At 27.1% G+C, this 17,422-nt stretch carries 12 protein-coding genes; all 12 read left to right on the forward strand.

The window, feature by feature from the left end; all coding sequences use genetic code 4:
* Positions 1-29 precede the first annotated feature (29 nt).
* The 12 genes from AACL10_RS01800 to AACL10_RS01855 all read left to right on the forward strand — a co-directional run bounded on the left by AACL10_RS01800 (position 30) and on the right by AACL10_RS01855 (position 17,407).
* The gene (locus AACL10_RS01800) at positions 30-1,397 is read left to right on the forward strand and encodes a DEAD/DEAH box helicase (protein WP_338985561.1); all 1,368 of its coding nucleotides are present in this window, start codon (positions 30-32) and stop codon (positions 1,395-1,397) included.
* A gap of 64 nt (positions 1,398-1,461) precedes the next feature.
* On the forward strand, positions 1,462-3,006 hold the full coding sequence (locus tag AACL10_RS01805) for an AAA family ATPase (RefSeq protein WP_338985562.1): 1,545 nt from the start codon (positions 1,462-1,464) through the stop codon (positions 3,004-3,006).
* A 20-nt stretch (positions 3,007-3,026) separates the two neighbouring features.
* A complete protein-coding gene (locus tag AACL10_RS01810; protein WP_338985564.1) occupies positions 3,027-4,694 on the forward strand; it encodes a hypothetical protein in 1,668 nt (555 codons plus the stop codon).
* Between the two features lie 12 nt (positions 4,695-4,706).
* Entirely contained in the window at positions 4,707-5,069 is a 363-nt protein-coding gene (locus AACL10_RS01815) for a hypothetical protein (protein WP_338985566.1), read from the forward strand.
* Between the two features lie 96 nt (positions 5,070-5,165).
* The gene (locus AACL10_RS01820) at positions 5,166-6,065 is read left to right on the forward strand and encodes a hypothetical protein (protein WP_338985568.1); all 900 of its coding nucleotides are present in this window, start codon (positions 5,166-5,168) and stop codon (positions 6,063-6,065) included.
* Between the two features lie 20 nt (positions 6,066-6,085).
* Positions 6,086-7,414: an SGNH/GDSL hydrolase family protein gene (locus tag AACL10_RS01825; RefSeq protein ID WP_338985570.1), complete on the forward strand. Its 1,329-nt coding sequence runs from the start codon at positions 6,086-6,088 to the stop codon at positions 7,412-7,414.
* 1 nt (position 7,415) lies between these two features.
* Positions 7,416-9,368, forward strand: coding sequence for a lipoprotein (locus AACL10_RS01830; protein ID WP_338985571.1), 1,953 nt, complete (start codon positions 7,416-7,418; stop codon positions 9,366-9,368).
* Positions 9,369-9,523: 155 nt separating this feature from the next.
* Positions 9,524-11,059, forward strand: a complete 1,536-nt coding sequence (fib, locus tag AACL10_RS01835) for a cytoskeletal motor fibril protein Fib (RefSeq protein ID WP_338985573.1) — start codon at positions 9,524-9,526, stop codon at positions 11,057-11,059.
* Positions 11,060-11,137: 78 nt separating this feature from the next.
* On the forward strand, positions 11,138-11,527 hold the full coding sequence (locus AACL10_RS01840; RefSeq protein WP_338985575.1) for a hypothetical protein: 390 nt from the start codon (positions 11,138-11,140) through the stop codon (positions 11,525-11,527).
* 78 nt (positions 11,528-11,605) lie between these two features.
* Positions 11,606-13,306, forward strand: coding sequence for a YitT family ABC transporter (locus AACL10_RS01845; RefSeq protein ID WP_338985577.1), 1,701 nt, complete (start codon positions 11,606-11,608; stop codon positions 13,304-13,306).
* A gap of 85 nt (positions 13,307-13,391) precedes the next feature.
* A complete protein-coding gene (locus AACL10_RS01850) occupies positions 13,392-13,667 on the forward strand; it encodes a post-transcriptional regulator (RefSeq protein ID WP_338985579.1) in 276 nt (91 codons plus the stop codon).
* An 8-nt stretch (positions 13,668-13,675) separates the two neighbouring features.
* Positions 13,676-17,407, forward strand: coding sequence for a protein translocase SecDF, variant type (locus AACL10_RS01855; RefSeq protein ID WP_338985581.1), 3,732 nt, complete (start codon positions 13,676-13,678; stop codon positions 17,405-17,407).
* Positions 17,408-17,422: the final 15 nt, after the last annotated feature.

Consider the following 17,422-nt stretch of genomic DNA (forward strand, 5'->3'; position numbering starts at 1 on the left):
ATTATTTGTATGCAAATAGGAGGTAAAATATGAAATTTTCAGATTTTGGATTTAAAAAATTTATAAATGATGCATTGGAAGAAATAGGTTTTGTTTATCCAACAAAAATACAAGAAAAAGTAATTCCTCTTATCAAAAAACACAAATCAGTTATTGCTCAATCACACACAGGTACTGGAAAGACTCACTCTTTCTTGTTGCCAATTTTAAATAATATTAATTATGATGAAACAAACAAAATACAGTGTTTAATTGTTACTCCAACAAGAGAGTTAGCAAGACAAATTTATGAAAATACAAAAGAACTTTTAAAATTTAACGAAAAAGGTACAGTTGGTTTGTTTGTTGGTGGAGATGACATTGAAAAATCAATTCAAAACGTTAAAACAAAACAACCAACAATAGTTATTGGAACACCAACAAGGCTTAAAAAAATGTATGAAGAAGGAAACTTATTCATTACTACATCAAAATATGTTGTTATCGATGAATGCGACATGATATTCGATTTAGGATTTATTGAAGAAGTCGATTTGATGCTTGCAAAAATGAGCAAAGATGTAAATGTCTCATTGTTTTCAGCAACAATTAACAATGGTTTAAAACCATTTTTACAAAAGTACTTATCTAACTCAATTTTTATTGAAAATATGGATGCCAATCCAACAAATAAAAACATTGAACATGTTTTAATTTGAACTAAAAACAAGGAAAACAAGGACTTATTAAAAATAATAACAAGCTCTTTAAACCCATATGTATGTATGATCTTTTTAAATAAAAAAGATCAAATAAAAGAAATAATAAGTTTATTAAATGAATTTGGAATCAAGAATGTAGGAGAGTTACATGGAGATTTAGATTCAAGACAAAGAACAAATATGCAAAAAAGAATTCAAAATGGTGAATTCAAATGAATAGTTGCATCAGATGTTGCAGCTAGAGGTATAGATATTGATGGAGTAAGTCATATTATTTCAGTAGACTTACCAAAAGACCTTGATTACTATATCCACAGAAGTGGTAGAACAGGTAGAAATAACTATTCTGGTCAAAGTTATGTGTTATTTAACTCAAATAACCAACATCAAATTGATGAACTTAAATCAAAAGGTATTACATTTACAAACTTCAAACTTGTAAATAATCAATTACAAGAAGTAAATACAGTTAAAAAGAAAAAGGAATTTAACGCTGATTTACCTGTTAATGTTGAAACTAAAAAAATCATCGATAAATATAAGGGTAAAAAAGTTAAGCCTGGATACAAAAAACGTAGAAAAGCTGAAATTGATAAAGTTAAAAAAGACATTAGAAGAAAACATATTAAAGAATCTATTGCCAAAATCAAAAAAGATAAATATAAAAAACGTAGAGAAGAATTATTTGAGAATTAACAATAACAACTATTTTAAAAAGATTGTTATTGTTTTATAATTATATGTAAATGAGGGAATTACTATGGATATCACAGAAAGAATTAAAAAATTAATATCAGAAATCTCATATCAAGTTTATGAAAAAGAAACAATCTTTAGACTTGCAATGCTAGCTCTATTAGGGGAAGAATCAATCTTCTTACTAGGTAAACCAGGGATTGCCAAATCATTGATTTCACGTAGGTTAAAATTTGCCATTAAAGGTGGATCTAATTTTGAGTACTTAATGAGTAAGTTCTCAACTCCTGAAGAAATTTATGGACCAATTGACTTAAGATTACTTAAAGAAGGTAAATATGTTAGGGTTGTAGATGGTTATTTACCAGCTTCAAACGTTGGTTTCTTGGATGAGATTTGAAAAGCTGGACCAAGTATCCAAAATACATTACTTACAATTATTAACGAAAAAATCTTTAGAAATGGTGGAACAGACATTAAAGTTCCATTAAAACTTTTAATATCAGCTTCAAACGAACTTCCTGCTGAAGGGGAAGGATTAGAAGCCTTATTTGACCGTTTTATTATTAGATATATTGCTGAAGGATTAAAAAGCGAAGAAAACTTTGAGCAATTACTTGATGGAGAATCATCACTTGATGTTGATGTTGATCCAAGACTTCAAATTTCAATTGAAGAACTAGAAATTTGAAAGAAACAATCAAAACAAGTTAGAATTAGTAGAAAATCATTAGACTTTATACACTACTTTAGAAAAAAAATAGTTAAAGATACTAATGGAGAAGCTTATATTTCAGATAGACGTTGAAAAAAAATCTCTGGTTTAATGAAAACTAGTGCATTTTACAATGGAAGAGCAGAAACTGATATTGTTGACTTATTTGTAATACCTTACTGTATTTGAGATAACGAAGAACAAGAAGAACAATACTTCAAAATCTTCTTTGATGCCTTCTTAGAACAATTTGGATTAGAATGAAGAAATGAAAAGAAAAACTTGATGAACCAAATTGATTCAATCAACTCACAAATTGGACAAATTGAAGCACAATATCTAAGACTTACTCCTTATACAGATCCATTTAAAGGTGCTCTTGGAGGAACTTATTACTTCATTAACTTTACAGATGGTGGAGAAGATTACAAAGTTTGTTTCATATCTGCAGGAGACTGAAATAAAATTAGAAACCTTACAAATGAAGAGTTTGAAATTGACCTACACTTTGGTCCAAACCTAAACAAATATGTAGGAAGTCAAAAAACTTTAGTTAAAGCTTACAAATCAGATCAAATCTTATTTGTAAATGAAAACAAAAAATACTTATTACAAAACGATAATCCAAATGAATTTAATGATCAAATGGCTAGTTTAGCAGATACAATTATTGATTTAGAAAAACAATATAAAGAAGTTTCTGCAAAAATGTTTAAAGAATACAAAAAATACATGAACATGGACTGTATTTTCTTTGAAGACATTTACAATGAGAAAATAGCTGAAGCTTTTGATACTAAAACTAAAAAACAAATCGAAAGAGAAAAAGAATTAGCAAATGTTGATGTATCAAATAGTCCAATTGATAACTTAGAATTCGAAGTTGAAATGTAATTAAAAGAAGGTGAACTATTATGGAATTCGATCTAGAAAAACCAATAAGTGAAATCAAACAAGAAATTGAGAAACTTAGAAGAAAAGATCTTCATAATAGTGAATTTCTAGCCTTCAAAAAAGATCACGAATATGCAGCAGAACAATTAGATGATAAAATCAATAATTTTTATTCTGCTTCAAACCTATCTACTATAAAACAAATAAAACTTCCTGAACCAATAAGAAAAGAAATAGTTTATTACAACTATGTTTCTGATAAATTTGATGAAGTTAGTTTTGCTCAAAATCTAAATTTAATTCAAAACAAACTTGATGAATTCGATTCTCCTTTTTCAACATATATTGATACAATGAGATGAAAAATAGATAATGGTTATTTAGAGTTAAAAGACAGAGACTGACTAACAGAGTTTTTTAGAACATGAACTTTTATGTTAACAAAAAGAATCATTGACTATAGAATGAAAGCTGTTGAAGATTTAAGATATAACTATTTAGTTGAAGTTTATTCAATCATTAAAAACTATGGTAAATATGCAAAAATATATAACACCATGTATGATGTTTTTGGAAAAGTTGCAAATATTGAAGATGAATTAAAAAACCAAAATATAGAATCAATTGCTAGATTTGCTGAATTCTTATATAAAGATCCTTCTATTTTAATGATTGCTGAAATGCTTGGTAGATTAAATGGTGAAGATGACTTAATGGAAATTAACATTACAGAACAAGTTGTAACTTATCCAACACAAGTTAAATTACCTTATAACCCAGAAGAAATAGTTGGATTAACTGTTTCAAAAGATTTAGAAAGATTGCTTCCAATGGAATTTGCCAATCTTTTTGATGAAGATTTGGAAATTATATTTTATAAAAAATTCGTTGAAGGTCAATTACAAACTTTCTTATTTGAATCAAACGAAAATATAATAGAACATGAAATTGAAGAAGTTGAATATGAAGCTCCAATCCCGTTAGAACAAGGTAAATTTATTATTTGTATAGATACATCAAGTTCGATGGAAGGTTCGGGAGAATATATTGCAAAAGCTCTATCTATTGCTGTTGCAAAAGTTGCTCTAAAAGAATACAGAGATTTAGTATTTGTTAACTTTGCAAATCAACATGTAGATGAATTTACAATTCATGGAAGAAATGTGAATATTGAAAAAATGTTAGAATTTTTAGCTAAGTCATTTTATGGTAAAACAAATGCAAAACCAGCATTTGAAAAAGTAATTGAAAAAATGCACTCAGAAGACTTCAAAAGAGCAGACTTATTATTTATATCTGACTTTATGATGGATTCGCTTCCAAACTCTACAAGAGTTAAAATAGCTGATTTAAAAGATAACTACAATAGATTTCATTCTCTTGTTGTGGGTACAATGCCAAACGTTGATACTCAAGAAATATTTGACAATGTTATGTATTACGATCCAAATGATCCTTTTGCAACAAATCAAATAGTTAAATCACTAAATGAAACTTTAAGAGACTTAAGAGAACTTAAAGAAGAAGAAGTGGCTTATCGTGATGAACAAATTAATAAGCTAAACTCAATTAGAGATAAAAAACGTTTTAGAGAAAAACATTTAGATGATCCTAAATCTAAAAAATTAGCAAAACAAAAAGAAAAATTAAAAGAGCTTGAACAAAAGAAACAAGAAGCTCAAGGATAAGGAGAAATAATTATGATAGTTAGAGAAAAATCAAATCTACTTGTTGTTTATTTAGAACAAGGTGATGTTATTGATCAAGAGCTTCAAAACATTGTTAGAGAATATAAACTAATTGATGCAAAAATAACTGGTTATGGTTATTTGGGAAGAATGGAATATGGGGTTCTTTCACAATCAGATCCTTTCTTCTTATCAAAAATATTAAAAGAAGGTTTATTAACAGTTACAAATATTAATGGAATGATTGATAATCGTGAACAAACTATAATGGTTAATTCAGTTGATGACAAATTCGAACGTCACCAAGGAAGGCTAATTAGTGGAGTTGTTATTAATTCGTTTAATATAGTTTTAGAAATATACAAAACAGAGTAAAACTCTGTTTTTCTTTTTTTAAAAAAATAAAAATATTTTATTAAAACTATTTTGAAAGTAGTAAAATATTTTTAACCAAAAGAAAAAGGGGAGAAAATGAAACAACTAAAGAATAAAACCCAAAAGGTAGTATTGATATTAATACTATCTCTTGTAGGATTTTTTTCTTTCTTATCAACAATAATGATAATTCCTGGTATGGGAATTGAATCATTAACTTTCATTAACAGTGTTGAAAAACAACTGAAAAGAATTATGCCTGAGGGGAAATATGTATTTGACCCTGCTCATCCACTATATGAAGAGATGATAAATAACGTAATAAAAAACTCATATAAAGCTGATGCTTTATCTACAATTAATTTTTATGACTCAAATGATTACAATGAACACTATGAAGCTTATATAAAATTTTCAGAAGAGTGATTTGATAAATACTGAGGTCAAAAAGTTGAAAACAAAGAAGAAATAGATCTATATGATGTTGGAATTAATGTAATAGAATTCGATAAAGCTATTGCACAAGAATTCCATTCATTTGGTTTTGTAAACACAGGACTTCAATGAATTTTTAAACCAGGTGGTTTAAGTGAAATCTATTCAAAAGACGTTTATGATTTATCGTTAGAACAACAAACAATTTGAGATCAAGAAGATTATGACTCTCAAATAGAATATAGCGGACCAGGATTAAATGGTATAACTGTAAAAAACTCAATAGGCACAAACATTCTTAACAATAAAGTATGATTTTTGAATACTCAAATTGATTCAATTAAATTCGCAATGAAATTAACTAATCCATTTTTAAACAAAAATCTTGATAAAAAAGAAGAAATCGAATATGTAACAGTCAAAGATTTAAAAGCACCTAACTTTACATCAACTCTGGTATTTTTAAGAGTAGCAACTGTTTTGTGATTTTTAAATATATTAATTATTCCAGCAGGAATAACTTCATTCTTCATCTTGAAAAAAAGATGAACTAATAAATAGTAATAAGAAGGACGGAAAACATGAAAAAATTACTTTCACTAATGGCGGTGGGGGCATTTTCAATATCTACAGTTAGTGCAACTGTATCTTGTATGCCACAAAAACCAGCGTCAAGTAAAAGAAATCCATTGAAAATTGGATTAGATATCGATAAAACAAAAGCTATCGATACAAGTGTCGATCCCACAACTCATAAAGGCTTTACCAATTATTTTATAATTGGTGATTCACTAAGTGATGTTGATGGACTTACAACTTATGTAAAAGATAAGTTTGTAGTATCAACTGGTCTAGATAAAATGCTAGACTTTAATATTGAATTATCTGGAGGGTATGGATTTGATGATGAAAATGGTGTTCACCATAATGCATTTTCAAATGGTCCAACAACAGCTTACAATATTGGAAATAAATTAAACTTTAAAAATTTAAAATCAAGTAACAAATTTTCAAAATTGAATGGTGAAAACGATGTATATGGTAAAAACTATTCAATTGGTGGAGCAACAGCTGCAAAGATAGATCCTTTAGCGGGTGGAGTTTTATTAAATGATGTAAGTATTGAAGAACAATCAAGAGTAATGATTTCTCAACAAAAAATATCTTCAAATGACTTAGTGTTTTTTGAAATTGGAGGAAATGATTTATTCTCAATGATTGGAAGTCAACAAGCAGGAGATGATAAAGCTGTAATTGATTATATGAATGACTCTATCGAAAAACTTAGAAACTCATTATTTACATTATTAAATAATGGTGTTGAAAATGTGTTTTTCATGGGTCCTCCAATTATGGATAACATTCCAAGATATGCTCAATCTAGTCAAGAAGAAAAACAAAAAATAATTGATTTGGGAAAAGAATATGAACTAAAAATAGAAAAAGTAGTTAAAGAAGTGAAAACTTACTATGGAGATAAATTAATTTATTCTCCATTATATGAAGGTGATTATTCATTTCCTGTTTTACAAAAAGGTTATGGAGAACATCTTTTAGAAACTGAAACCATTTCAAACGAAGACGAATATGTAAGCAATGTTGCTTTTAGTGGAAATCCTGAAATTTCAATCGAAATGGACAAAAATAAAATAGAAATGCCATTAAATGAAATTGAAGAAAAACTAGAATTAAAAGAAGTAAAAGAATATTTAAAAGAAAACAATCCTAAAAAAGTACAAGTAAATATCAAAATGCCTAATGCTTTAGAAACTAATGGTTATGAAAATAATGAACAAAGAGATAAATTGATGGAAAAATATTTCTTTACAGACTTTGTTCACCCAACAAAAAAAGTTCACGAGTATGTTTCTACAATAATGTTAGAAGAAATGTTAAAGGGTTTTAAATAATATGAAAAAAATATTAAGCCTACTTGGAGCAACTTTAATAACAGTTTCTCCTGCAACTTTATTAGTTTCTTGTGCAACAAAAGATATGAAACTAAATGAAAATTCAGTAAAAACTCTAGTTGAACAAATTGCTAAGGCAGCTTATTTAAATGAAAATAAAGGTTATGACTATCAATATGAAATGGATGAAATACTTAAAGTTAAAAGAATAAAAGATATTTCAACAGTTTTTGAAAATAACATTGATGAAGATATTACTGCATATTCAAGATTTGGTGAGCTTTACGACAAATATATGGATAAAAATCCATTTGTGAATGGCTATGAACTTGAAGAAGGTTTAAAACCAAAAAGCGCGACATCATTAGAAACTTTATTTGTAACATTACCAAATTTAATTGATATGTTAGCAAGTGGAAAACTTATTAAGTTTCTATTCAACTCTGTTTTGGTATTGCCTCAAATAACTGGTGTTTTAAAAAATCATTATTTAACTGGATATCTAGACAATATACTTTCTAAAGAAAATGCCGATTTATTATCAAAAGCATTTTCAAATGATATTTATGAAGGATTTACAAATCAAGAAACAATCAACTCTGCTTTAATGGGTTTATCAAATTCAATTGATTTCATGTTAAGAAATACAAAAACAATTGAAATACCAAATAAAGAAAACTCAACTGGAGATGCTTTTTTAGCAAGTGTTGAAAAACTTACTAAAAACTTAACAGCTATCAACAAAAAAGAAAAAACTATTAACTTAGATTTAATTGTAGATCTACCAGCTATTGCTGAAATTATAAGATTTGCAAGAACTATGATAGTTTACACAGCTCAAGGAGTATCTAGTTTATCAACTTCAACAGGAAACTATTTCAAAGATATTACTACATTTAGAAAAAATAACTTTGATGTAAAAAATAACAAATTGGACATAATTGCTGCTTTAGATTTAATTGTAGATACTTACAATGATGGAAGTGGTTTAAGAAAAATGCTGTCAGTATTATTTCAAAGTTATGAAAATCCAAAGATTAAAACTATAGGTATAGGGAATTTTGCGACACCAATTTTAGGAGTCCTTTCTGATGAAATAATCTATGAAGAGGGCCTATCTCCATTAATTCAAGCTCTATTTAACAGCATTATTCCTTCCATAAAACTTTCTGATGAAATGAATAAAAAATTAATAACTACTGGTATAAAAGATAACATAAATATCGGAAGTGGTATTTTAGAACTTGTAAATACAATTATTTCAAACAACTCAATAAATGGTTTGTTCAAATGTTTAAATAGTGTTTTTGTTAGATCTCAACTACCAGAAGTTGCTCAAAAAATAGTTAAAGAGTTAATAAATACAAGTGTAGCAAAAGACTCAATTTGAGAAGGACTTTATGGTGGAGAATTCGTTAAGTTAATTCTTAATTCAATGGGAAAAAATGTTGAACAAAACATAAATATAAAGACAATTCTAGAAGGTTCTCGAGTAAATATTTTAGAAACAGAATTATCAATAACTGAAATATTTTCAAAAATTAAAAATACATCAGCTAAAGGTAATTTCTTATTAGATTTTGATAAGTTATCAAATTTAATAAGTGGTTTAAGATCTATTTTAGATTTAAACAATGGAATTAAAGATGAATCATTTAAATACAGTGAATTTGTAGATAATTTATCAGGGATAGTTACAGATTTAGCTGGAATGAATAAATTAACTGATTGATTAACACAACCAAATGGACAAAATGGTTCAATCATTGAAAATTACAATCAAAATCAAGCTAAATTAAAGTTAGATATTTACAATGATGTATATAACTTACAAGCACAAAGTGTAAATAAGTTATCAAATTATGCTTATAAAGCTGTAATTCAAGGAAAAGAAATAACAATTAACTTTTCATTGTCAAAAAAAAGCAAGCTACAAATCAAATCAATAGCTTAAATATATGAAAAAGTGAAGTTTTTAAGTAAATTTCACTTTTATTGAAAAAAAGTAGTGTTTTTTGCAACTTTTTAGTATAATGAAAGTAATCTTTATATTTGCAGGATATTGCAGAGGATAGAGGTAATAGAGAAAAAAACAAGAGGTGACTAGAAATGATCGGTATTATTTCAACAGCTTACTTTACAGTTAAAGACCGTCCAGGAATTAAAACTGTAAGAAAATATTGATGAAGAAATATGGTTATTCAACACGTTAAATACAGAGGGAAATTTTTCGTAATCGCTACAATCGGTTATGGAAAAGCAAATGCTGCTATGGCAATTACTTATTTAATGGAAGAATACCCAGCTTTAGAAACAGTTCTAAACGTAGACTTAGCTTTATCAACAAATGATAAATTTGACACAACTGATACAGTTATGGCTACAAAATTCATCTATAGAGATGCAGACTTAACAGTATTCAAAGATATTAAATATGGACAAATCGTTCATGAACCAGAAGCATACGCTTTCAATACAGAATTTGTAAACCAAGTTAAAAACTTTAAACTAGGTGTTTCAGATGGTATTGTTGGTACTGCTGATATGTTAATTTATAACTCAAAACAATTCAAAGAAATGGTTGACAAATATGGTCAAACAATCGACGTAATTGATACAGAAGCTGGAGCATTAGCTCAAATAGCTAAAAAATCAAGCGTTAACTTTGTTGCGATGAAAGTTATGTATAATAATGCATTATCTCCATGAGATAATGATCCATTACACAAATTTAAAATCTATGAAACAGCTAATACTTTAAAATACTTATTAGCAAGATTATTTAACTTATTATCATCAAGATATGTATTAGACTTTACAAAATCTACAAACGATGAATTAGAAGTTATTAACGAATTATTCGAAATTTTTCATGATGCATGAGCAAAACGTTTCAAAAGAAACGCAACATCATTGATTTCTGGTTTAGGACCATCTTTAATGTTAGTTGACAAAAAAGGAGTTTCTCCTGAAGCAGTTGACATCGTTGAAGTTATGAAAACTAAATTAGACGATGAAGGACCAAGTAAAGTAATCTTAGGGGAAGACGAATGAAAAAATGCTCCTAAAAAATGATTACGTAAATTAATGTTCTTATCAAACATTCATGTAAACGACGATGAATTATTATGAAATAAATCAGCTAAATATGATATTAAAACATCAAAAATTCATTCAATGGAAGATGTATGTAAAGCAGTTTCAAAAGCAATTGCTGACCGTTCACAAGATAAATCATCATATACTTATGATGGAACAACAGTTCTTAAAAAACATTTACTTGTAACAGTTGATGCAGCAATTTCATTCTACATTACAAACAACTTAACACATGAATTCGTTGAAGATCCAAAACATGGTTCAAAATTAGTAGCAAACGAATTTGTAAAACACTTAAACGAACAATTAGCAGAAGTTGAAACTCCTTACGAAAAAGTAGTAGTATTCTTCAAAATTCCAGCAATGGGAGCTGCAAAATTACCAGTTTTCGTGCAAACTAAATCAAGAGCTAACCAACCAGTAGTATTTGGTGGTTACTCAGCAAAAGATCAAAGAACTTACACAGTTGTTGATATTACAAGAAACGATTATGACCCACTAAAAGTTGGATCATTCAAAGTTACAATTCGTTTAAAAAACTTATAGAAAATAAATGAAATCACTCTAGTAGTGATTTTTTTTATTTTTTAGTATATAGTAATCTTGTAAAAGGGGGTTGTTTGTATGTCAAATAAAAAAACAAAATCAAAAGTTGAACTAGATGATAGTATAAGTCTTTTGATAGAAGATTTATTAGAGTTATCTAGCATTGAATTTGATGATGAAAAACAAACCCAAGACGTTGAACAACTTGAAGGAGTTATTGAAGAAACTTTTGACCCAACTAATTTAGCTTCAATTATAAAACATGCAAAAAGAGCTGGAGCAGAAGCTAATGGGGAAAAATGAATTGACCCAGACAAAAAAAGAGAAGATGACATAATTTCAAAAGCAAAAAGCCAAGGTAAATCAGCATATGATTCTGATGTTTTAAGAGAATTAATTTTACAAAGACAAAAGAAAAAAAGAGAAACTGGTGGATTATCAAGTATAATTAGCAAAGTTAAAAAATAATTAAAAAAAGATATTAGTATATGTCTTTTTTTAATTAAACTATTATTAATTGATTCATAAACACGAAGGGATAAAAAAATGGCAACAAATGAATTAGATATGACTGAATTAAGTAATGAAATTTCTGAATCAGTTGATGAAATGATGGATGATGAAACAATTGAATTCCAATCTCTAGAAGAAAAAAAATCAATTAATAAATTAGCAAAAGAAATGAATAAGGGAATCAATATTGATGGAGATCTTTTATTAAACTTTGAAACAAAAGTAATGTCTCAAAGAGAACAAAAACTTTTAGTTAAACAATACTTTAGAACAAAGTTTATTAAAGATTTATTAAAAATAGTTTTAGCTGCCTTTTTAATAGCTTTAACATTTGACTACTTTATTTCTGTTACTGGTAGAGCAGGACTTTTCCCAGCTGGGGTTGGAGCGATAGCTCGTTTCTTTGCAACACTAACATTTCCTGGTAAAGAACAAGTTGATTTACAATCATCTTTCTACTTCGTTTACTATTTAATAATTAATATTCCATTGTTTGTGTTTGGTTATTTAAAATTAGGTAAAAAGTTCACTTTTACCACTTTCTTATTTGTATTATTACAAATTGGATTTGACCAAATTTTCCAAGCATTACCTTATATAAACCCTAAAGAATTTCACTTAATTGTTAACTTTCAATTAATTTCAGGAATGCCAGGAGCATGAAATACTGGGATTTGATTATTTATTTTTGGTGCATTAGGAGGAATCATTTTAGGATTTTCATATTCAATAGTTTATAAAATTGGTTCTTCAACTGGTGGATTAGACTTTCTAACAGTTTATTTATCAAATAAAACAAATAAACCTGTTGGTTCATTGAATAGAAAAGTTAATTTAATTATTTTGGCTTGTGTTATTGTTTTAAATACATTAATTATTCCTTTAGAGTTAATTAACTCTGATATAAAAATTGATGTATTGCAAAATGGAAACTATATGGGAAATAGAGATTTGTTAGAATCTATGTGAAACCATGCAATGAATAATGGAGCTATCATAAATAAAAATGGCAGTCTGCAGTGAGATCCTGTTTTTGCAGCTTGATTTGGTTTAACAGGAACTCCTGATATGTATATAAATATCATGCCAACGGATTTTAACAAAGACCAATACAATTTTTTGGTTGAATTTGTATGTAAAAACGGTTATGGAAATGATTTAAAAAATATTGCTGGTGGTACAGGTCTTATTGCTAAAATCAAAATCCTTTTCGTATTTGGTCCATCATTGTTTGCATCATTTACACTTGTAATGTGTGCTGGGATGTCAACAAATCACTTCTATCCTAAATACACAGTTAGAACTTATATGATTACAACAAATGTACCAAAAGAAATTAACAAAATGTTACTTGATAATGGTTTCCAAAACGATATTTTAACTTGAGATAGCATTAACAGAATTAATGGTAACTACTTACACAGAAGCGTAATTATGGTTGCTATGTCTGTGATGGATTGGGATAAAATTGAAAGAGATGTCTTTATGACAGATCCACAAGCTAAAGTTAATGCAATTAATACCAAATCTGTTAAAGGTTTATTTAATTATGAGATTAAAAAGAATGATGACAGATCAATTATTAGAACAAAAATTGAAACAGATGAGTTAGAAAAAGAAAAAATTAGGCAAATTGCTATAGTTAGAGCTCAAAAAGAAAATGAGAAACTAACTAAAAAACAAAGAAAAAAGAAAGCAAAACCTAAAAAAGAAGAACTTGAGAAAAACTTGTAAAATTTAATATTTTTTCAATAAAACTAGTAAATTTATGTAATTTATTAGTTTTTTTAATTTATAATTATGTAAGTAGTGGTGATTTATGAACGAAAATAACATGAAGGAAATTATTTATGAAATGCTAGATTTGAAGTTAGCAGAAATAAGAAAAGAGTACAGTAAAATAACTTTTAATGACTTGATATCTTATTTAAAAAACGTCATATTTAAAAATAATAAAATAGTAGATTTAAATGATTTATCCTTCTTTATTATGAATATAAAAATTAATAAAGTATTTGAGTATCTAAATTTAAGCGCAATTTTAGATAAAAGTAGTTCAATAGAAAATGATTTAAAAAGCATTTTAGAAAGATAGTGGTTAAGTTGAGTATCAACGAAAAAAATATTAGCAACAAAAAAAAGAAACCAGTTTTCAAAAGTTTTGCTATATTATTGATAATCTGTTCATTAATATTAGGGATAGTTTTCTCTAGTTGAAAATTCTCAGAAAACATTAGGTTGGGTTCAGACTTTAAAGGTTATTACTCAGCTCTTGTTTCAGTTGATAATCTTAATGAAGAAGAAAATGCTAATGGTCAGCCAAACGGAAATGCTAAAGAGGGTGCAAAAGCCTTAGATCAACGTTTAAACCCAATGGGTAATAATCAAATAATAATAGAACAAGCTGGTCAAAACTTTTTAAAAGTTTTATCACCAATAGATGCTTATCAAAATGAAACAATATTTAAAAACCAAATTCAAAGAAATGGTGGAATTGTTTTACTTAATTCAACAGATTTAAATGATGTTCAATTTTCTGGAGATGAAAGAAAAGGTATTAATGAATACTTTACAGGAGCAAAATCTGATTTTGTTCAACAAGGTAATGTTAAAAGTGCTGCAATTAGTTACAAACTAAACGGTGAAAACTTTAAAGGTTTACTATCTGGTGGTGAAGAAGGTACAACACAAGGGCAAGAAACAACTGCCTCACTTCCTTTATTTATTCTTTTAGATGCAGATGGTTTTTACAATGATATTAGAAACTATCACAACTTAATTAAAGGTGAAAAAGAAGATAGAATCGAAAATTTCTTTAAAGCTATTTTAGAACCTTTAAGAGGAATTTATAATAAATCAGATACATCTCAAGAAACTAAAGATATTCTTTACGATATGTTTTATGGTCAATGAGATGTTGTTGGAACAAACCAAATAGTTACAAAGAAAACTGGATCATTAATAGCACCAGATGATAAAAATATAGCAACTGCAAGTGAATTTATTAAAATATCAGATTCATTTACTTATTTATCAGAAACATCAAAATATGTTTATGATTCAAATGCTGTTACAAAAGATTTTAAAGATGATGGAAGATATTCTTCAAATATAAACCTATATGACAGTAGTAAAACTTTAAAAGATAGTAAAATGAAAGTTAATAAGGTTTTCGAAACTATTAACAAAACATTAATTAAATTTGTAAAGGATCAAAAGGCTTCACTTGATGAAACTTACTTTGAAAACCTTCAAACAAACTACTTTTTATTTGATGGTACAGTAGTTGATTCAAAAAGTTCAGATCCTTCAGCAGCAGGTTATATTGATGGAACTAACTTAATTACAAAAGTTGCATCAGAAAGTAAGGCTAGAATTGGAGCTTCTTTATTTAACTCTGCAGGTAAAGGTTTTGTATTTACAGTTAACTCTATAGCAACTTTAAGTGGAACTGTTTCAATGATAATGCTTTGAACAGGAATTATTTTCTTAATGATAATAGCTTTAGCATTAATGCTTTACATGACATTTTTCTATAGATTATTAGGTTTATTTTCAATGATAATTACATTATCAATTATAGGTCTATCATTATTATCTCTAAGTTGATTTGGTTTAACAGTTGGACCTGAAACTATAATATGTACATTCATATTAATTGCTTTAAATATGGAAATATTCTCAACGTTGTTTGAGAATATGAAAGAAAGTTATTTCTTAAAACAAAGAGGTCTAAAAACAAGTTTCAATATTTCTATTAAAGAAAATGTTGGTATTGCTGCAGATTTAGTTGTAGCTTTATTGGTTCCTTCAATGTGTATGTTCTGATTAACATCAAATGCAATTAGATCTATGGCTATCATGTTGGCTATGGGTGCTTTCTTTACTTTAATATTCACTATATTAATTGGATTTATATTATTTAAATTAATAATGAATTCACAATGAATTGCAAATAAATCATATCTATTTGCTTTAAATACTGACTTTGCAAGTCAAGGTAAGTTTGTTATTAACTATAAAATATCAAGAGTAGAAAATAAAATTAAAAAAGTTGAATCAAAACCAGGTTTTGATAAGAATCTAGTTTCAAGTTTAGAAGATAAATTAAAATCTTTAAAAGATAAATTAGCTCTAATCAAAGAAAAAGAAGTTTCAAAAGCTGATAAAAAGCAATTAAAAGCTAAAGAAAAATTAAACTTTAAAATTGAAAAACTTAAAAAGAAAGTTGAATCTTTAGATAAAGACAAAAAAGCAAGTTTAATTCAAAAATTAAACTTTAAAATTAATGATTTAATCTTTATAAGAGATGATAATACTCAAACAATAATCGAAGAAGAGGGGCAAGTAATTGCAACTGCAAATGAAAAACTAAAAATAAAAGCTGTCGAGAAAAATATTAAAAACGGTACTAAAATGGTTTCTCTATTTGGGGCAATAACTCTAGCTTTATCAATTGCTTTTGGTTTCTTGTTTGGATTGCGATTTGACCACACATTTGGTGGAAGAACAGACTATACTTTATGAGGAGACAACATTACTACTCTTTATTCTTCAATTGAAGAAGAACCTTTTGAAAATGAAGATCCTAAATTAAATCCATTAAAGGAAAAAAGAGACAGTATAGTAAAAGAGTTTGATGACTTTAGAGAAACAAATAATGATGAAGATTCAAAAGAAGCAGTTGAATTAAAAAGAGCTGAAGTTTCTTCTAAATACTTAGAATTTGTATTTTCAGATGCTTATTATGTAAATTACTTATCAGATAGTTTAAATTTAAATAAAAAATATAAAAATCAAAACTATTCAGTTTCATTTGGAGATAAATTTGTATTCAATGGAAACTCATCACAACAAAATTGAATAACTTTAACTGTTTATACAAGAGATTTAAAACAATCAACAGTAGTTAAAAAGTTATTTACTGAATTAAAAGTTTATAAAAACTCTGATATTACTGAAGTTAGTGGGTTTATTACAAAAGCAATTAGACCAGCTACAATGTTATGAACATTAACACAAATAATCATTACTATAGCTGCTATCATTCTTGCTCTATTAATTTATATAGTTATTAGATTTAAATGAACTTACTATATTGCAATGGTAATTGCAATAATACTTGCACCAGTTTTCACTGTAGCTGCAATCACTGCATTACAAATTCCTTTAGGAAATGCATCAATCATAGCAATTGTAGGTAGTTTATTATTTGCAATTACTTCATTATTTATGATTTTTGGAAAAGCAAGATCATTAATATCTGCTAAAAACGAAAAATCAATGATTGAATTCTTTAAACAAGAAATTGAAATTGTTTATGATACAAAAACATTCAAAAAACAAATGAATGATGAATTGTTCAAATTAAGAAATGAAATGAACTTAAATATCAGAACAAATAAGCTTTCAAAAGAAGAGAAGAAAAAACTTAAATTAGAATTTAAAGAAATTAAACATAATAAGAAAATTGAATTCAAAAAAATCAAAAAAGAGAATAAAATAAAAATAAATAGAGTTGGTAAGAAAAATGATTACTTATCTGAAGTTTTAGTAAAATCATTCAGATTTGGAATTATTAGATGTGCCTTATTAGTTGCTCTTTACACATTGGTGGGAGCTGTAATAATAGTTACTATGCCAACAATATTATCATTTGGTCTTTCAATCATTATTGGAACAATAATTACTAGTTTTGTTGTTTTATTTGTATCATTGCCGCTATGAGTTGTATTTGAACAAATAAGAATTAGAAACAAACTTGCAAGAAAACGTTTCATTAATGGATTATATGTTTCAAATGAAGAACAAATCATAGAAGGAATTAACGATTAATAAGAGGATACTAAA

It is taken from the genome of Spiroplasma endosymbiont of Diplazon laetatorius, from assembly GCF_964019625.1.
Classification (GTDB): domain Bacteria; phylum Bacillota_I; class Bacilli_A; order Mycoplasmatales; family Mycoplasmataceae; genus Spiroplasma_A.